This window comes from Pseudomonas sp. UTLPPB19802 (assembly GCF_059730225.1).
Genome location: NZ_AP048545.1, coordinates 3,893,093 through 3,911,237, shown reverse-complemented (window position 1 = coordinate 3,911,237; position 18,145 = coordinate 3,893,093). Strand labels below are relative to the sequence as shown.

At 63.6% G+C, this 18,145-nt stretch carries 17 protein-coding genes and 1 pseudogene; 7 read left to right on the top strand and 11 right to left on the bottom strand.

All coding sequences use genetic code 11. The annotated features are described in order from the left end of the window. Nucleotides 1-13: 13 nt before the first annotated feature. The 5 genes from AC6I6U_RS17365 to AC6I6U_RS17345 all read right to left on the bottom strand — a co-directional run bounded on the left by AC6I6U_RS17365 (nt 14) and on the right by AC6I6U_RS17345 (nt 5,360). The gene (locus AC6I6U_RS17365; protein ID WP_497877272.1) at nt 14-364 is read right to left on the bottom strand and encodes a cupin domain-containing protein; all 351 of its coding nucleotides are present in this window, start codon (nt 362-364) and stop codon (nt 14-16) included. Nucleotides 365-376: 12 nt separating this feature from the next. Continuing rightward, nucleotides 377-1,759 (bottom strand): NAD(P)/FAD-dependent oxidoreductase, encoded by a 1,383-nt coding sequence (locus AC6I6U_RS17360; protein ID WP_497877271.1) that lies wholly within the window; start codon nt 1,757-1,759, stop codon nt 377-379. A 59-nt stretch (nt 1,760-1,818) separates the two neighbouring features. Next, a complete protein-coding gene (locus tag AC6I6U_RS17355; protein WP_497877270.1) occupies nt 1,819-3,216 on the bottom strand; it encodes an amino acid permease in 1,398 nt (465 codons plus the stop codon). Between the two features lie 268 nt (nt 3,217-3,484). After that, nucleotides 3,485-4,891 carry a GABA permease gene (gabP, locus tag AC6I6U_RS17350; protein WP_497877269.1) on the bottom strand — a complete coding sequence of 469 codons (1,407 nt, stop codon included), beginning with the start codon at nt 4,889-4,891 and terminating at the stop codon, nt 3,485-3,487. 178 nt (nt 4,892-5,069) lie between these two features. After that, entirely contained in the window at nt 5,070-5,360 is a 291-nt protein-coding gene (locus AC6I6U_RS17345; RefSeq protein WP_497877268.1) for an AzlD domain-containing protein, read from the bottom strand. Here AC6I6U_RS17345 and AC6I6U_RS17340 point away from each other — a divergent pair. Further along, nucleotides 5,302-5,457, top strand: coding sequence for a LysR family transcriptional regulator (locus AC6I6U_RS17340; RefSeq protein WP_497877267.1), 156 nt, complete (start codon nt 5,302-5,304; stop codon nt 5,455-5,457). The genes AC6I6U_RS17345 and AC6I6U_RS17340 overlap by 59 nt on opposite strands. After that, nucleotides 5,418-5,801, top strand: a pseudogene (locus tag AC6I6U_RS17335) (type 2 periplasmic-binding domain-containing protein); the annotation flags it as partial. The gene AC6I6U_RS17340 and the pseudogene AC6I6U_RS17335, both read left to right, overlap by 40 nt. 76 nt (nt 5,802-5,877) lie before the next feature. Here the strand turns inward: AC6I6U_RS17335 and AC6I6U_RS17330 are convergent. The 5 genes from AC6I6U_RS17330 to AC6I6U_RS17310 form a co-directional block, all read right to left on the bottom strand. After that, a complete protein-coding gene (locus AC6I6U_RS17330) occupies nt 5,878-8,058 on the bottom strand; it encodes a carbohydrate-binding family V/XII protein (protein ID WP_497877266.1) in 2,181 nt (726 codons plus the stop codon). A gap of 362 nt (nt 8,059-8,420) precedes the next feature. Continuing rightward, nucleotides 8,421-9,482, bottom strand: coding sequence for an NAD(P)-dependent alcohol dehydrogenase (locus AC6I6U_RS17325; RefSeq protein WP_497877265.1), 1,062 nt, complete (start codon nt 9,480-9,482; stop codon nt 8,421-8,423). A 173-nt stretch (nt 9,483-9,655) separates the two neighbouring features. Next, on the bottom strand, nt 9,656-10,282 hold the full coding sequence (locus tag AC6I6U_RS17320) for a glutathione S-transferase family protein (protein WP_497877264.1): 627 nt from the start codon (nt 10,280-10,282) through the stop codon (nt 9,656-9,658). Between the two features lie 86 nt (nt 10,283-10,368). Then, entirely contained in the window at nt 10,369-11,046 is a 678-nt protein-coding gene (locus AC6I6U_RS17315; RefSeq protein ID WP_497877263.1) for a type 1 glutamine amidotransferase domain-containing protein, read from the bottom strand. A gap of 37 nt (nt 11,047-11,083) precedes the next feature. Then, complete coding sequence (locus tag AC6I6U_RS17310; RefSeq protein WP_497877262.1) at nt 11,084-12,502, bottom strand: coniferyl aldehyde dehydrogenase; 1,419 nt, start codon at nt 12,500-12,502, stop codon at nt 11,084-11,086. Between the two features lie 112 nt (nt 12,503-12,614). Here AC6I6U_RS17310 and AC6I6U_RS17305 point away from each other — a divergent pair, with 112 nt between their 5' ends. The 5 genes from AC6I6U_RS17305 to AC6I6U_RS17285 all read left to right on the top strand — a co-directional run bounded on the left by AC6I6U_RS17305 (nt 12,615) and on the right by AC6I6U_RS17285 (nt 17,532). Beyond that, a complete protein-coding gene (locus AC6I6U_RS17305; RefSeq protein WP_497877261.1) occupies nt 12,615-13,514 on the top strand; it encodes a LysR family transcriptional regulator in 900 nt (299 codons plus the stop codon). 204 nt (nt 13,515-13,718) lie between these two features. Continuing rightward, complete coding sequence (locus AC6I6U_RS17300; protein WP_497877260.1) at nt 13,719-14,951, top strand: alpha/beta hydrolase; 1,233 nt, start codon at nt 13,719-13,721, stop codon at nt 14,949-14,951. A gap of 136 nt (nt 14,952-15,087) precedes the next feature. Next, complete coding sequence (locus tag AC6I6U_RS17295; RefSeq protein WP_497877259.1) at nt 15,088-15,990, top strand: LysR family transcriptional regulator; 903 nt, start codon at nt 15,088-15,090, stop codon at nt 15,988-15,990. A 122-nt stretch (nt 15,991-16,112) separates the two neighbouring features. After that, a complete protein-coding gene (locus tag AC6I6U_RS17290; protein ID WP_497877258.1) occupies nt 16,113-17,039 on the top strand; it encodes an AEC family transporter in 927 nt (308 codons plus the stop codon). A gap of 106 nt (nt 17,040-17,145) precedes the next feature. Continuing rightward, nucleotides 17,146-17,532: a cupin domain-containing protein gene (locus tag AC6I6U_RS17285; protein WP_497877257.1), complete on the top strand. Its 387-nt coding sequence runs from the start codon at nt 17,146-17,148 to the stop codon at nt 17,530-17,532. A gap of 30 nt (nt 17,533-17,562) precedes the next feature. Here AC6I6U_RS17285 and AC6I6U_RS17280 read toward each other — a convergent pair whose 3' ends face one another. After that, on the bottom strand, nt 17,563-17,751 hold the full coding sequence (locus AC6I6U_RS17280) for a hypothetical protein (RefSeq protein ID WP_497877256.1): 189 nt from the start codon (nt 17,749-17,751) through the stop codon (nt 17,563-17,565). Nucleotides 17,752-18,145 lie beyond the last annotated feature (394 nt).

The window sequence follows — 18,145 nt, the reverse complement described above, 5'->3', positions numbered from 1 at the left end:
GGCACCGATGAAATCAATAGATCGCGTAGACCTTGCGCACGGTTTCCAGTACGTCCCAACGTCCGGTCCAACCCGGCGGCAGGATGATCAGGTCGCCGCCGGTCACTTCCACCACCTCGCCAGTGCTGCTGTCGCTTAGCAGCGCCTTGCCGGAGATGATGTAGGTGAACTCGGTGTCTGGGCGCTCGATCACGGGCCAGCCGCCCGGCAGGCATTCCCAGACACCGAGATTGCCGACCGCCTCGGGCGCCAGCTTCTGGATGGCGATCTGCGGATCACCCTTGTCGGCACCCGCACGCTGGCCAGCGGGGGTCAGTGGCAAAGCCTGGATGGCGGCGTGCTTGATGATGGTGAACGTAGTCACGGCTTACTCCTGTTAATGCGCACCTGTCAGCTTTTCCAGCAACATGGCGGTGCGTGAGGGACGATGGGTCAGGCGCTCTTCGATATCGCTCAGCGAGGCGGCAGCCAGGCCGCTGTTGATACCGAACCAGCGCAGTGGCTCACGCTCCCAGGACGGCGAGCGATGATTGACGAAGGGCAGCGTGTTGATGTCTTCGTCACGTTCGAGAATCAGGTTGCGCAGGATCCGCCCGGCCAGGTTGCTGGTGGCAACGCCGTCGCCGACATAGTTGCCAGCCCAGGCCATGCGGTTTTTCCGGTCGATGCTCACGGTCGGGCACCAGTCGCGGGACACGCCCAGTGCACCGCCCCAGCGATGGGTGACCTGGATGTTCGCCAGCGCCGGGAAGAACTCGGTCATGGTGGTGTGGATCTTGCCGTGGATGCTGTCCACCAGGTCGTTGCTGTCGGACATCCGCGAGCCCCACTGATAGGGTGCGCCGCGACCGCCGAACACCAGGCGCCCTTCGGCGGTGACCTGGCCGTAGACCCGCAGGTGGCGCATGTCGTTGAAGGCCAGGCGATGGTCGAGCTTGAGCGAGGCCAGCAGTTCACGCGGCAACGGCTCGGTCGCCAGCACCAGCGAATACAACGGGATGACGAAGCGCGACTTGCCTGGCTGCTGCGAGGTGAACGCCTCGGTGGCACGCACCGTCATATCGGCCCGGACCGAACCACGTTCGGTGTGGACGACACCCGGCGCCATCTGGATGACAGCCGACTGCTCGAAGATTTTCGCGCCCATGCTCTCGACCAGTCGGGCCAGGCCACGAACCAGCTTGCCGGGGTGAATCAGCGCACAATGCTCGGTGTAGAGCCCACCCTGGGTATCTTCGGCACCGATCCGTGCGCGTGCCTCTCCCCCATCGAGCGCCCGCCACTGGTCCGGTAACCCGAACTGCGCAGACGCCGCCACCGCGGCCCGCACCCGCGTCAATTGCGGGGCACTGCGCGCCAGGGACAGGAAGCCCTGCTTGACATAATCGGCCTCCACGCCTTCCAGCGCCAGGACCCGGCCGATCTCGTCGACAGTGTCGTTCATCGCCGCCTGCAGCTTGAGGGCTGCGGCATGGGAATACATCTGCGCGACCCTGGGCAGCGAGATCGGAAAGATCGCCGAGGCCCAGCCACCATTACGGCCGGAGGCGCCGAACCCGACCTCGCGTTTCTCCAGCAGCACCACGCGCAGCGAGGGGTCGCTCTTGAGCAGGTAGTAAGCCGTCCACAACCCGGTATAACCGGCGCCGACGATCACCACATCGGCCTGCACCGTGCCCTCCAGGCGTTCACGCGGCTGGTTTGGCTCGAACCAGAGCGGCTTGTTGGGTAACTGGGACAAATCGAATTTCGCTGACATGCTGTTGGCTTCCCATTGACGCCCCGCAATACGGGGGATGTCCGATAAAACGTGAGTGATTAGCTGCTGGCGGACGACGCCTTGATCCCGATGTGCCGTCGACGGCTGCGGGACCATTGCAGCAAGGCGTACGAGGCACCTATCGCGACGATCGCGACCAGGCATTGGGCCAGGCTGATCCGCATCGTCGGGTCGAAGACCATGCTCACCAGCACCGCCACGATCGATGCGGTCACCAGCAGCGGCAGCCAGGGGTGGCCCCACATGGCGAACTTCAGCGAGCCCTCTGCCACCCATTTGCGACGCAGCTTGAGCTGCGACAGGCAGATCACCAGGTAGACGAAGAGAAACACCGTGCCGGAGGAATTGATCAGGAACTGGAACACCGTGTCCGGCCACAGCGCGGCGATGACCACGCAGCCATACCCCACCAGCGTCGAGGCGATCACGCCACGTACCGGCACGCCCTTGCGGCTCACCCCGGCGATCCAGCGTGGCGCTTCGTCATTGGAGGCCAGGACGTACAGCAGGCGCGAAGAGGTGTAGAGCCCGGCATTGAGCACCGACAGCACCGCAACCAGGATCACCGCGGTCAGCATGTGCCCTGCTCCCGGGATGCCGATATGTTCCAGGGTGGCCACGAACGGCGACTTGCCCGGCTTGATATCGGTCCACGGCTGCACCACGACGATGAAGAAGGTGGCCAGGACGAAGAACACCAGGATACGCAGCATCACCGTGTTGACCGCCTTGCGGATATTGCGCGACGGGTCTTCGGACTCGGCAGCGGCCAGGGTCGCGACCTCCACGCCAGTCATGGAGAAGATCACCACGACCACGCCGGTGAACAGCGACGTCACGCCATGGGGCAGGAAACCACCGTGCTCGACCAGGTTGCCGAAACTGGCATCCGAGCTTGGCCACAGTTTGAAGACATAGAGCCCGGCCACGACCAGGAACACCACGATGGCCGCGACCTTGATGCCGGCGAACCAGTATTCGGCCTCGCCAAAGGAATGCACCGACATCAGGTTCAACAGGGTCATGCCCACCATTAGCCCGAGGGCGATGACCCAGACCGGGATGTCCGGCAGCCAGGCATTGATGATCTGCCCGCCGACGACGGCCTCGAAGCCGACGACGATGACCCAGAAGTACCAGTAGAGCCAGCCGGTCATGTACCCCGCCGGACGGCCAAAGGCCAGGCGGGCATAATCGACGAAGGAGCCCTTGGTGGGATGCGCGGCCGCCATTTCGCCGAGCATGCGCATCACCAGCGCAACGATGAGGCCGGTGATGGCATAGGTGATGAAGGCACCAGGGCCGGTCGAGGCGATAACGGCACTGGAACCGACGAACAAACCGGCACCGATCACGCCGCCCAGGGCGAGCATGCTGATGTGCCGAGTCTTGAGTGCACGCTTCAAGCGCGGATCATGTTCCGACTGAATAGGCATGGATCGTCTCCTTTTATTATTTAGTAATCAACGCTGCCTGATCAGAAGGTTATGCACCTGCGCAGGGGCTGAACATCGTGAATATCCAGGCGCCGGGCCACTCGCTCATACAAATGTATGAACGGGTTCTTTCAGGCGAGGGAAACGCGGAAGTTCACCGCTGGCGGCCCTTGCTGGGGCATGCGGTGTGTTGGCGAGGGAGTTACCCAGGAAATGGGCAGGCCAGCCATGGGGCTGGCCAGGGGAGCGACGGTTGGCTGCTGTAGGCCTAGACGTCGCTGAGCAGGGAGGTCTTTTCCGGCTGGCCGTGCTGACGCGTTGTCACCACGCCGACAAAGGAAATCGCCAGCGCGAGGACGATCGTCGAGGTCACTTCCAGACGGTGTTCGGGCGTCACCATCATCACGGCCAGTGCCGCGCAGATGAAGACGATCACCACGTAGGTCAGCCACGGAAACAGCCACATGTGGAAGGCCAGTTCGATGTTCTGTCGTTGCAGGCGCCGGCGCATGCGCAACTGCGAGACCGCGATCACCAGGTACACCAGCAAGGCGATGGCCCCGGAACTGGCCAGCAGGAAATCGAACAGGCCAGCAGGAGCGAAGTAGCTGAACAGCGTCACCCCGGCACCGAGCACGCTGCTGGCGATCACCGCCGCCCTTGGCACGCCGGCTGATGAGGTGCGCTTCAGCGGCTGCGGCGCATCACCGCGCCTGCCCAGTGAGAACAGCATGCGCGAGGCGATGTAGATCGACGAGTTCATGCAACTGGCCACGGCAATCAGTACCACCGCATCCACCAGGAACTTGGCGTTGGGGATGTTCATCAGCTCCAGCGCCCGCTGGTAGGAGCCCACCGAAGCCAGTTGCGGGTCGTTCCAGGGCACCACCGAGATCACCACGGAGATCGACAGCAGGTAGAACACGCCAATTCGCCAGATCACCGAACGGGTTGCCTTGGCGATGTTGCGTGCAGGGTCGTTGGACTCGGCCGCGGCGATGGTCACCGCCTCGGTCCCGATGAAACTGAACATGATGGTGATGAACGCACCGACCACCGCCGACAAGCCATTGGGCGCAAAGCCACCGTGTTCCTCCATGAGCCTGCTCAAGCCGCTGGCCTCGCGTTCGGGAATCCAGCCCATCAGCACTGCGAAACCCAGACCGATAAAGCCGATGATCGCCACCACCTTGGCCATCGCGAACCAGAACTCGAACTCGCCGTACTTCGATACGCTGAACAGGTTGGTTACCACCAGTAGCACGATCGACAGCAAGGCGAACAGCCAGGCATCGACCTGGGGAAACCACTGGTTCAGTACATGCCCGGCGGCAAGGGCCTCGATCGGAATCACCAGCACCCAGAACCACCAGTAGAGCCAGCCGATGGTGAAACCGGCCCAGCGGCCGATGGCCTGGTCGGCATAGGTGGAGAACGAACCGGTATCCGGATTGGCGACGGCCATCTCGCCGAGCATGCGCATCACCAGCACGACCAGCAGCCCTGAGAACAGATAGGCCAGCAGCACTGCGGGACCGGCCGCGGCAATGGCATGCCCCGAGCCGACGAACAGGCCTGCACCGATGATTCCGGCGATAGACAGCATGGTGACGTGGCGGGGCTTGAACCCCTGCGCCAATTGACCGTTCGAATCCTGGGGGTTCGGGTTATGCATTGTTTTTCTTCCCTGAAGTGTCGCAACGGACGGCACGACACTTTAAGGAGTTTGAGCGACATGCAAATGTCCTGAGCGCGTCACCCAGCGAACTGATCTCGACATGCGGGGACAACCGAAGGCCAGTGATCCAGGCCCGCCCCACTCTCCTGTGGGAGCCGAATCTTCGGTGGCGTCCCTAGCCCAGCAGGGACTTGAACGCCCACAGGGCCGCCATCCCCACGCCCAGGGTCAACAGGGTGCTGCGAGTGAACCAGGCCACCCCGGCGGCAATGATCGCCGCCGGAATCTGTGGGTTGTCCAGCACGAAGTCACCATGCCCCGCCGGATACACCACGGCCGGCAGCACCAGCGCAGCCGAGCACCGGCCATAACCGACTTTTCTTACAAGAAAACAGGCAATTTTTGTTATGACGAACCACTCCCCGACCGACCAGACGCTGATGAAAATACCGTCGTTCAAGGCCATGCGCTCGCTCGTTGCGGCGGCCAAGCACCGCAACTTCACCCGTGCCGCCCAAACCCTGTGCGTCACCCAGGCCACCACTCAGCAAGCAGATTCGTGACCTGGAGATCTAACTCGGCACCGAGCTGTTCATTCGCAGTGGTCTATCCGGTGTGTGCCCCGGCATACCTGGAGGCGCACCCCGAGGCAGCCACGGTGCAAGGCCTCCATCAAGGCATCCTGCTCGACTTGCATCCCTACGGCCGCGCACAGTTGTCGGAACAGGTCGACTGGGACGCCTGGTTCGCCCGCCAGTCCCCCGATCTGGAAATGGCGCTGGCGCAGAATCCGCAGTACTTCAGCAGCAACGACTACACCCTGCTGTTGCAACTGGCGCTGGACGGCCAGGGCATCGCCCTGGGCTGGGACCACCTGGCCAGGCATTACCTGCAGCAGGGGCGACTGGTGCGGCCAGTCGCCGAAGAGATGCACCTGCGCGAATCGGTACAGTGCCTGGCCCATCGCAGGTCAGCACGGATGTTCAACGACTTTCCCGAGGGCCAACCCGCACCTGCAGATCGGTCCGCCCCCATATGCCGCCACCCGTGGCCCGCAGAATGGCTTCGCCGACAGCGACATCACCCACCGGCGCATCCTCGTCGATCTTCAGCGTCACGCTGCGGGATGTGCCCCAGGCGCCTGGAGCATAAGTCGTGCAAGCCGCATGTTGAGCATCCGGTTCGATCTGTTTCAGGTTCTGCGAGCCACACTGCAGATCGGTAATGCGCGTATGAGCCGGCGCAACGTAGGCCATGCTTTCACCCGCGGCAGCCGGAACGGCGACGCCATCGAGGCGCATGCCGGTCACCAGCGTCACCGTCGCTCCGGCGGCGCCCACCGGCACCGTGGGCTGCGTCAGGCTGGCGGATCGCCCCTCGAGTTCCACGCCCAGCTCGGTATGAGCCCAGGGAATGCCTGCAGCGGAATAGAACACGACGGAACCATCGGCGACCGTTCCCCTGGGCGCCAGTTCTGCCACCTTGAGCGTCACCGGCCGGGAAGTGCCCCACGACCCTGTCGCATGGGTCGTGCAGGAAGCTGACTGGCCGGAGGGGTCGATCCGCTTGGTATTGCGCGAGCCGCACGGGATGTCGACGATCCGGGTATAGGAAGGCGCAACGTACTCCACTCGCTGTTCGGCCAAGGCCGGCAGCGCGGCGCCATGCTCGGCGAATGCCACCGGCACTTCAAGCTGCTCGCTCTCCCGGGCTCGGGGCACGAACGGCTGCGTCACCGCCACCCGCCCGACCAGCTTCACGCCCAGGTCCGTGCGCCCCCAGATTTCGCCACTGGCCATATACAAGGCCGCGTTGCCGTCGGTAATGAGCATTGTCGGAACCCGAGAATTTGTCCTGAGGGTCACGGGCCGCGAGATCGCCCAGCTCCCAGGCGCATGAGTGGTACACGAGGCGAAAGCGCCCTGGGGCTCGATCCATTTCGTGTTGTTCGAGCCACAGGGGATGTCGACGATCCGCGTATGCGAGGGTGCATGGTAGGTCATGCTCTCTCCCGCTGAAGCTGGAACGGCCTGCCCACCCGAGCGAACCTCGATGGGGATCTGTATCAAGCCGTCTTCACCGGCTACGGGAACCGCGGTTTGCGCCACCTCAACCTGGCGTCGACACTCCGGCAACGCCTGCCCTGCCAAGGCGATTGCCAACTGGGCGCCGCTGGCACCAACCCAGCAGACCTTCACGGCCAAGCCCTCCTGCCTGTCCGCCAGCACCCGGCCCACCTGAATCGTCGGGTCGGCCGTGGTCGCGGTTTCCGGCGTCGCGTCGACCTGCACCTGGCTGATCGTGTTCGTCGTTTCATCGAACAGCCGTGCCCAGACCCCGGTCAGGCGGTTGTCACCGGTGGGCCAGATATCAAACGGCGGGCTCGGACTGCGCAGTTCCAGCGCCAGCCTGTTCGGTGAGGCGCTGCGGGGGACCAGGAGCAACTGCCGCCCCGCACCGCCCAACCGTCCCAGGAAGTACAACCGGGTGGCCCGCACCAACAGCGTCTGCGCACCCTCGGCCTCCAACCACCCCGCATGCCGGCGCAATGACGCCGGATACAGGCGAGAGCCGCCACCACTTACCGAGTCGCCCGTATCGGCATAGGCAATGCGTGTACATCCCTCGGGAAACAGCACCTGCCCGCCATCCACCGGACAATGGGTAAGCGAGGCACCGTGCCCGGCGCCCAGGTTATGCGCAAACTCGTGCACCCACATGTCCAGGCTCATCGTCTGGCCGATGATCCAGTTTCCCGGTACCACCGCCAGCCCGCCCCAGCCGCAGCCGACGGAAAGCGCGACGAAGAGAAAGTCATAGGTGCCAGGATCGACACCCTGCTCCAGCGCTCCACGCCTGGCGGCGGCCAATATCTGATTGTTGTTGCAGGTACGCTCGCCGAAATCGACATTCTTGACCATGACACCCGAGAGATTCAGTTTGTCCTGCGACGCTCGCCGGACGAACGTGCGCAGCGAGCGGCCATCGCCCAGGGTCATTGCGTAAATATTGTCGGCATCGAGTCGCGGCGTCGAACCCGCCCAATGCCCGACCACCAGCAGCACCTTGCGGTTACCCAGGACCGGCCGGATACGTGCATCCGCAGCGCTGATGAAATCGTTATCGGCGGGAGCGAACTCAGGCTCCGCGGGCAGGTCCGGCACCGCCCCTTCATCTGCCAGGCTTGAAGCCAGCGAGATGCCCGGTCCGCAAAACAACAGCAGGAACATGCCGGTCGCAAGCCATTTGCCCGCCCCCTGGAACGTCCGGTTCATACCAGCGCTGATCATCGTATTCTCCCGCCGTCGCATTACCGAACGGAGTCCAGGGCCTCTACCTGATCGAACGGTGCAGATGCCCTTGCCGATACGCTCTTCATGATCGCGCTGGTTTGCACCGGCGTACGGCGGAACTGAAACGAAGAGATGCCTGGAGAAATCATAGCGGTACGCCGCCAGGTGTCTACTGGCAGAAATGACAGTAGACACCTGGCGGCGTGATGACCAGCAAGGGCCATCGCCCTCGATCAGGCCTGGGAACGCGGGTTCAGCGTGGCGTTGTCGATGACGAAACGGTACTTCACATCGCCCTTGAGCATGCGCTCGTAGGCGTTATTGATCTCGTCGGCGCGGATCAGCTCGATGTCGGCAGTGATCCCGTGCTCGGCGCAGAAATCCAGCATTTCCTGGGTTTCGGGAATACCACCGATCATCGAACCGGCAATCGTGCGGCGCTTCATGATCATGTTGAACACATTGGGCGATGGGTGCGGGGTGGCCGGCGCACCGACCAGCGACATGGCCCCGTCACGCTTGAGCAGGACCAGGAAGGCATCGAGGTCATGCGGCGCGGCCACCGTGTTGAGGATCAGGTCGAAACTCTTGGCATGGGCTGCCATTTCCTGGGCATCGCGGGACACCACCACTTCATCGGCGCCCAGCGCCTTGGCCGCCTCGCGCTTTGACGCCGAGGTGGTGAACGCCACCACATGCGCGCCCATGGCATGGGCCAGCTTGATGCCCATGTGGCCCAGGCCACCGATACCGACCACGCCGACCTTCTTGCCGGGGCCGGCGTTCCAGTGCCGCAGTGGCGAGTAGGTGGTGATGCCCGCGCACAACAGCGGCGCGACCGCGGCCAGCTGGCTTTCCGGATGACCGATGCGCAGCACATAGCGCTCATGCACGACGATCTTTTCCGAGTAGCCGCCCTGGGTCCAGCCGGGCGCATCGGGCGTCGGGAAGTTGTAGGTACCGATCATGCCGTCGCAGTAGTTTTCCAGGCCCTCGTCGCAATCGGCGCACTGCTTGCAACTGTCGACGATACAACCGACACCGACCAGGTCGCCGGCCTTGAAGCCGCTGACATGGGCACCGACCGCGCTGACGCGGCCGACAATCTCGTGGCCGGGCACGCACGGGTAGCGGGTACCGTCCCATTCGGAACGGACCTGGTGCAGGTCGGAGTGGCAGACACCGCAGAAGGCAATGTCGATCTGGACATCGTGGGCACCGGGTGCCCGACGGGTGATCTGCAAGGATTCGAGTGGTTTATCGCCCGCATGGGCGCCATAGGCATGCACTTGCATCGGGATCTTCCTCTGGCTGTGAATCGAACGGGTGGACTGCTGCGCGTACCGCAGCAACCCGGACCGACATGTTCACAGGGACGAGCCGGAATGCAGTAGCGCATTCCGGTCGTTTTCTTGCCTGATCCTCTGGATAGGCCGTGAAAACCGACGCCAGGAGCGACCCTTTGCGATCAACCCTGCTGATTTTCCAGGGCCAGCGCCCGGCTCCAGCTCGGCAGCACGGTCAGGCCGCGCAGGTACGCGGCAAGATAGGGATAGCGCTCGCCCAGGGCCAACTGCTCGACCACGGTGATCGCCACGAATGCGAGCATGAAGTCCGCCCCGGACAGGGTGTCGCCGACCACGAAGGACTTGCCGGCCAGGAACCCGTCCAGGTATCCCAGGACCTTGTCGAACTCGGTCCGGGTGTAGCCGTCGAGGAATGTCAGTTGGGTACCGGTATCGCTCTCGAAGCGGGTAAAGATCTTCAGCAGCACCGGCACCATCGCCGAGCTTTCCGAAAAGTGCAGCCACTGCAGGTACTGGAGATAGTCCGGAGAGTGAAAATCAGGCTCCAGGCGGGGGGCGAACCGGCGAACGAGATACTCGACAATGGCGCCGGACTCACAAAGCACCTGCCCATCGATTTCGATCACTGGCGACTTGCCCAGCGGGTGAATGTTCTTCAGCGAGTCGGGCGCGAGATGGGTAACGGGGTTTCGTTGGTAGCGCACCAGGCGGTACGGCTCGCCAATCTCCTCCAGCAGCCAGAGGATGCGCAGGGAACGCGAAGCATTGAGGTGGTGGAGCGTAATCATCGAAGGTCCTTGTCGGTGCGGGATGAGAAGGGATCGAGCCGTCCCTGGCCGAGTGTTGCCTGGGTCGACTCGATCCGGGGCACGGCTTATTGCAGCTGGCCGAGCAAGGCCTTGGCCACGTCTTCGGAGCTGGCAGGGTTCTGGCCGGTGACCAGCTTGCCGTCCTCGATCACGAAGGGTGCCCAATCCGGACCTTTTTCATACAGGCCGCCGAGTTTGCGAAATTCATCCTCGATCAGGAATGGCACGACATCGGTCAACTCCACTGCGGCCTCTTCGCCATTGGTGAAGCCGGTCACGCGCCGACCCTTGATCAGCGGCGAGCCATCTGCGGCCTTGACGTGACGCAGCACGCCTGGCGCATGGCAGACGAAGCCGATCGGTTTGCCGGCGCACTCGAACGCTTCGATCAGGCTGATCGAACGGCTCGACTCGGCCAGGTCCCAGAGTGGGCCGTGACCGCCAGGATAGAACACGGTGTCGAAGTCCTGCTCGCGCACCGTCTCCAACTTCACGGTGTTCGCCAGGGCCTGCTGGGCAGCCGGGTCGGCCTTGAAGCGGTGGGTCTGCCCGGTCTGGAAGTCAGGCAGGTCGCTCTTGGGGTCCAGCGGCGGCTGGCCACCGGCCGGCGAGGCCAGCACCACCTCGGCGCCGGCGTCCTTGAACACGTAGTACGGCGCGGCGAACTCTTCGAGCCAGAAGCCGGTTTTGGCACCGGTGTTGCCCAATTGATCGTGGGAGGTCAAAACCATCAGTACTTTCATTTCAAATTCCTTCTTTGTCGCCTGAGCAGCGATGGAGTCAATGGTTGAAAAAGGCTTCGAGTACTTGCAGTTTGTCAGCGTAGGGGGCGCGCAACCGCAGGTTGGTGGCGCCATCCTCGCTTTGTATGACCACGGGCTTGGCGTGGGTGAAGCGGCGGAAACCGTGGATACCGTGATAAGCGCCCATGCCCGAGGCCCCTACTCCGCCAAACGGCAGGCTGTCGATCGACGCATGGGTCATGACGTCGTTGATCACCAGGGCACCCGAGGTGGTCCCGGCGATGAAGTTCCGCCGCTGAGCCGCGTCGTCACCGAAGTAGTAGGCTGCCAGCGGCCGCGGATGCGCATTGATGTAGGCGACCGGCTCATCGGCATGAGTGTAGGTTCTGACCGGCAGCAGCGGGCCGAAAATCTCCTCTTGCATGATGTTCATGTCTTCGGTGACGTCCAGCACCAGGTGCGGGGCGATCTTGCGGGTTTGCGCATCGAACGCCGGCTCGCCGCCCGGCGCCAGGTTGATCAGCGTCGCGCCCTTCTGCTCGGCGTCCTTCAGCAGGTCGACCAGGCGCTCGAAATGCCGCTGGCTGATGATCGAGGTGTACTCGCGATTGCGAACGATGCTCGGGAAGCTTTCGGCGACGAACTGCTTGGCGGCGACCACCAGCAGCTCAAGATGCTTGTGGGGAACCAGCAGGTAGTCCGGCGACAGGCAGATCTGCCCGGCGTTGAACAACTTGATGGTCAGTGTCCGCTCGATCGCCGTGCGAATATCGAAGTCCTCGGCCACCACCACCGGCGACTTGCCGCCCAACTCAAGGGTCACCGGCACCAGGTTTTCCGCAGCGGCACGCATCACGTGCTTGCCTACGGTGGTGCTGCCGGTAAACACCAGGTGGTCGAATGGCAGCGCACTGAACGCCTGGCCGACGCTGGCATCACCGAGCACCACGCTCAGCTCGTTCGGATCGAAGTAGCGGGCCACCAGCTCACCCAGCAGTTCGCAGGTCCGTGGAGTCAGCTCGGACGGTTTGAGCATGGCGGTGTTGCCAGCGGCGAATACCCCGGCCAATGGCCCGAAGGCCAGGTTGATCGGGAAATTCCACGGGCTGATGATGCCGACCACACCCAATGGTTGCTGCTCGATCCAGGCCTGCATGCCAGGTGCCGGGCTCTCGACCTGCTCGGCCTGCATCCACTGCTCCACGTGGGCCGCAGAATGTTCGAGCATCTTGATGGTGGTCGCCAGGTCGGCAACCATCGACTGGTAGGTACTGCGGTTGCCGAAGTCGGTGCTCAGTGCGTCGATGATGGCCTGGTAGTTGTCACTGATCAGTCGCACGCCACGCTGCAGGCGATCCTGACGCAGTTTGGCGTCCGCCGGGCCGGCACACAGGTGGGCGCGTTTCATGGTCCGCAGGATAGCCTGCAGGTCTTCGGTATTGGGTTGCTCGGTCATGGGGTTTCTCCTTGCCGCTGTATTCAAGCGATGGCGCCATCTTAGGGGGCTGGCCCTACCGGGAACAGAAAGGGTATTTTGTGACACCTATAAATTATTTTATGGATAGCTTATGTCACTCGTTCGCTTGCGGACCTTCATCGAGGTCTATCGCCAACGCTCCATCAGCGGTGCGGCCCGGACCCTGAACCTCACCCAGCCGGCGGTTTCGCAGCATATTTCCGGGCTGGAGGCGGCCGTTGGCAGGAGCCTGTTCGAGCGCCAGGCCCGCGGGGTCGAACCGACCTCTGCTGCGCGAGAACTGGCTGCCGATATTGGCGACAAACTGGATTCGGCCGAGGCCGCACTGGCCTCGGCACGCGCCCGCTCGATCGAGCTGGCCGGCGCCCTGCAGATCGTCGGGCATGCCGACTTTCTCGCCGAGGTGGTTTCCCGACAGCTCAAGCCACTGCTGGAAGAAGGCATCCGCATCCGTATGCAAAGCGGTAACCAGGAACTGATCTGTCGCATGCTGCTGGAAGGCAACTGCGACCTGGGCATCGCCGCCTCGTCACCGAATGACACGCGCTTGCGCAACGAACTGTTGTACGTCGATGACGTGATCGCGGTAGCCGCGCCAGCAGTGGTTCAACGCCTGACCGCAGCGAAGGACTTTCAGCGAGCACTGGAAGCCGAGCCGGTACTGGCCTACAACCTCGAACTCCCGCTCATCGACTCCTGGCTAGCCATAAATAAAATCGAGATGCAGGCGCCCGTGCCGGCCATGGTCGGCCAGGACTTGCGCACCCTGCGGACCTTGCTGGTCGACGGATTCGGCTGGAGCACCCTGCCAGCCTATCTGTGCAGGGAGCCTATCGAGCGCGGTGAACTGCAGGAGATCCCGGCGCCGGTTGGCCATGCCAGCCGCGAGTACCACCTGTTATGGACGCCCAGCGCCCTGCGCCAACCGCGAGTGGCTCACGCTCGGCAAGCACTGCTGTGGCGCCTGCGGGAAAGTCGCGGCCTGAACTGAAAACGGCCACTGCTGCGCAGGCAGCAGGCCAGCAGCAATCGATGCTGCCCCACCATCATCCGCACCTGCACACCGCCCTTGATTGTACCCGCAAGCCACAGCCCGCAAGGGCTGCAGCCAAGTGCAGGACGCTGGCACATATCCTGCTCAACCGCCTGGGACTGCCGACCCGCTCGGTGCCTTCATCCAACCAGGAAACCTTCAATGAAACTGCCGTTCAAGCTGGCCTGCGGTGCCGGCCTTCTCGCCCTGTCGCTGCATACCCTGGCCGCCGTGCACGCACCTAATCCAGACCCGCAACAGGGCGATGGCCGCGTCTCGCCGTTCTACACCTGGCAACAAGACATCCCGACTCAGCCAGGCAAGCTGCTGCGCAGCGAGCCCCTGCCGGTACAACTGAGCCTGGCCGAGGCCGGGGCCCAGCAGCGGATTCTCTACAGTTCCACCAACGGCATCGACGGCAAGACGCCGATCGTGGTTTCCGGTGCGCTGTTCCTGCCCAAGGGCAAGGCGCCCGCTGGAGGCTGGCCGGTGGTGTCCTGGGGCCACGGTACGGTCGGCGTGGCCGACATCTGCGCGCCGTCCTGGTCAGGTCGTTCGATTCGTGACGTCAACTACCTCAACGCCTGGCTGCGCGAAGGTTATGCCGTGGTCGCCACCGACTACCAGGGCCTCGGCGTACCCGGTGGCCATCCACTGCTCAACAGCCGCGTTGCCGCCTATGGCATTCTCGATGCCGCCCGTGCGGTAATCGCCGGTACAAAAGGACTGGCCAACAAGGTGCTGATCGTCGGCCAGTCCCAGGGCGGCGCAGGCGCCTATGCGGCGGCGGCCTATGCGCCGGACTACAGCCCGACGCTGGGCGTAAAGGGCACCGTGGCGACCGGTGTAATCTACAAGATCACCGATGACAAGAATCGCCCACCGAAAGATCCGAACAAGGTCGATGAAACCCTCGCCTACGGTTTCTATACCCTGCTCGCGCAACAGCAGTACGACCCGAGCGTCGATCCCAGGGACTACTTCACCGATGAGGCCCTGCCGTTCGTGGAACAGGCCCGCACCAGTTGCCTCGCTGCCCTGGAAGCCGACACTGTGTTCAGCGGCCGGACCCTCGCCAACACCCGCAAGCAGGCCACCCCGGAGGCGGCAGCGAAACTGCGGCCGTGGGTCCAGGCGATCGACTTCCCGACGCTGAAGCTCAAGCAGCCGATCTTCATCGGTGCCGGCGAGACCGACCCGAGCACCACCGCCAAGAGCCAAAGCAGCCTGGCCCGCGACACCTGCGCAGCAGGCAGCGTGGTGGAGGCGCATGTCTATGCCGGGCTGGAACACAGTGGCACGGTCAACGCCTCGCTGAAGGACTCGATCCCCTTCGCCCGCAAGGTGCTCGCCGCAGAGCCGATCACACCGGTCTGCGACCCGACCCCGCAGTAAGTGCATGAGCGCGGCAGCAGTCCTGTTGCCGCGTCGCCTGCCCGACAAATATCCCTCGAGTATTGAAGGCGGTGCCTGTCCACCGATCAATTAGGTCACAATGGCTGTTGATCCGTGGAACACGAGCAACCGCCCCATGTCACTACGCGAATTCCGCACCCTCGTTGCCATCGCCCAGTACGGCTCCTTCGCCCGCGCCGCCGAAGCCATTCACCTGACCCAGTCGGCGGTCAGCCTGCATGTGAAAAGCCTGGAGGAGACCTTCGGTGCGCCGCTGTTCGACCGCAGCCGGCGCATTCCGGTGATGACACCAGCCGGCCACCTGGTACTCGATCGGGCCAGGGAGATCCTGGCGCTGCACGACAGTATCGCCGCCGAACTGAGCGACGGCTCGCAGTTGCGCGGCACCCTGCGCATCGGCGCGATCCATACGGCCCTGTCCGGATTCCTGCCGGCCGCGCTGGCGACGTTGAGCGCGGAACACCCGAATCTGCGGGTGAACGTGTCGTCCGGCATGTCTGCCGAGCTGGCGATTCGCATCGACAATGGCGAGTTGGATGCGGCGATCACCACCGAGCCGGTCAAGCCTTATCCGTTCGGGCTGGTCAGCACCCCACTGTATCAGGAAGGTTTCTGGATCGTAGCCCCTGCCGACCTGCCAACACACGACCCACGCAGCCTGCTGCAGGAGCATCCCTTCATTCGCTTTGATCGCCGGGCCTGGGCGGGCCGGACCATTGAGCGCGAGCTGCGCAGATTGCACTTGAAGGTCCAGACCAGCATGGAACTGGACAGCCAGGCCGCCATCCTGCAGATGGTCGCCAGCGGCCTTGGCGTGTCGATCATTCCGCTGTCCCGGCGCAACCTGCCAACATCACGCAAGCTGCTCTGCCTGCCCTTCGGCGAGCCACAGAAGATGCGCAACGTGGTGCTGCTGGAGCGCGAGGATCGCCCGGCGGGACGCTCGGCGCTGGCGCTGGTGCGGGCAATACGCAGCAAGGCCGGGCGCTCGGCCATCCATGAGAAATTATCAAGCTAGCGGCAATTTTATATCGTTTTTTATTGCCGATCGCGGCGGCTATGGTGGAGCCGTTCGTTTCTATCCGAGAGCGCCATGCCTGCCCCCACCGATCAATTGCCCCTCCCCACGGGAAAGCATCGATGAATGCCACCCTGATCCTGGCGCTGGTACCCATCGCCCTGCTGATTGCCCTGGGCGCGTGGTTGCGACACCAGCGCTTTCTCGCCGAAAGTTTCTGGCCACAGGCCGAGCGCCTGGGCTACTACGTGCTGCTGCCGGCGCTGTTCGTCCATGGCTTGTCCAGCGCGCAACTGGACGACATTCCGGTCCGGGAGATGATCCTGGCGCTGACTCTCCCGACCCTGGCGGTAGCGGCCTTGCTGGTGCTGGTACGGCGCAAACTGGCGGTCGATGACCCGGCCTTCACCTCGCTGTTCCAGGGCGGTGTGCGCTTCAACAACTACGTCGGCGTGTCTGCCGCCGCCGGTCTGTTCGGCAGCCACGGGATCGCCTTGGCCGCCGTTGCCAACGCGGCCATCGTGCCCACGGTGAACATCCTCTGCGTGCTGGTCTTCGCCCGCTACGGCAATACCGGCAGGCCGGGCCTGGCCGGAGTGGCGCGGCAGCTCGCGCTCAATCCGCTGGTGGTGGCCTGCGGGCTGGGCATCCTGATGCAGCTCACGGGAACCCGCTTGCCGGTAGGTATCGAGCCGACCTTCAAGGCGCTGGGCCAGGCTTCCCTGCCCCTGGGCCTGCTCTGCGTGGGAGCAGCGCTGGACCTCGCGGCATCGCGCAGCTGGCTGCGACCCGTGGGCGTCTCATCAGTCGCCAAGTTCATCGCCATGCCCCTGGCGACCCTGCTGATCTGCCATCTGCTGGGCCTGCGCGGCGATGCGGCAATTGCCGCCATCCTGTTCCAGGCGCTGCCCACCGCTTCGTCCTCCTACATCATGGCCCGCCAGTTGGGCGGCGACGCACCGTTGATGGCTGGCATCATCGCCAGCCAGACCCTGCTGGCGGGAATCACCCTGCCGCTGGTGGTCATGGGTTGTGCCCAATGGCTGTGAAGTGGGTGACGCTGCCACCGCCAGCGGGACAACTTGCAAGATCGTACAAGAGCAGGCGAACGCCCTTTTGCTAGCCTGATGGCGTCTATTCAAGAGAGGATTCGTCATGTCCCATTCCCAGCCTGAACCGAGCCTGCAAGCCGTGAACCTGGCCCACAAGGTGTCGCTGATCGAGCAGCACTGGAGCCCGAGGGTGGTGGCCGAAATGAACGACTACCAGTTCAAGGTCGTGCGTATCGAGGGCGAGTTTATCTGGCATTCCCACCCCGAGACCGACGAGGCGTTCATCGTACTGGAAGGGACACTGCGCATTGACTTGCCCCACGGCAGCGTGTTCGTCGCTCCGGGTGAGTTGTATGTGGTACCGCGCGGTGTGGAACACCGGACGGCCGCCGAGGGCGAGGCACGCCTGATGATGATCGAGCCACGGGGTGTCGTGAACACCGGCCACGAAGGCGGAGAGTTTACGGCACCCAACGACATCTGGATCTGACCGGCGGCCTGACCGCTGATCCGAGGCCCCTCACCGGCGCCAGAGATAGGCCCAGGTGAGGCCGGCCACGGTGCCCGCCAGGAGATACCAGCAGCCCGGTATGAAGAGGCCGAAAAGCACGGCTGTGGTGATGCCGAACAGCCACGCGGAGACGCTGCGCAGGCTGCTTCCCGCGCTGGATGCCTGTTGCTTGAAACGGCCTTTGTCTGTCGGGAACATCGGGACCTCGCTCAAGAATGAGCGGTGATGATGGCGCCCGATAATCCGGCAGTCTGGAAGGTTTGTGCAGCCAACCGGGCCTGAGGTGGGATGCGGTGGTGCTTGCCGAATGGCTGGAGCTGCGACTGGACCACCAGGGTGAACCCGCGTCCCCGGTCTGCTACCTGGACCTTTGTGCGGTAAGTCGGGACAACGCTCCGTAGACCGATCCGCTGCTGTTACGACCATGGACACCCATGGTGCACATCCGCCCCGTAACGAGGCAGCCAGCACACATTCAACGGCGTGAGCCAACCGTAACTGTTCATTTCGCACACAAATGAGTGTCACGCCTGCCCGCTTTTTCTGCTTTTCTCAAACCACCGAAAGTCGGCCTGGTTATTGCTCCTGCCCC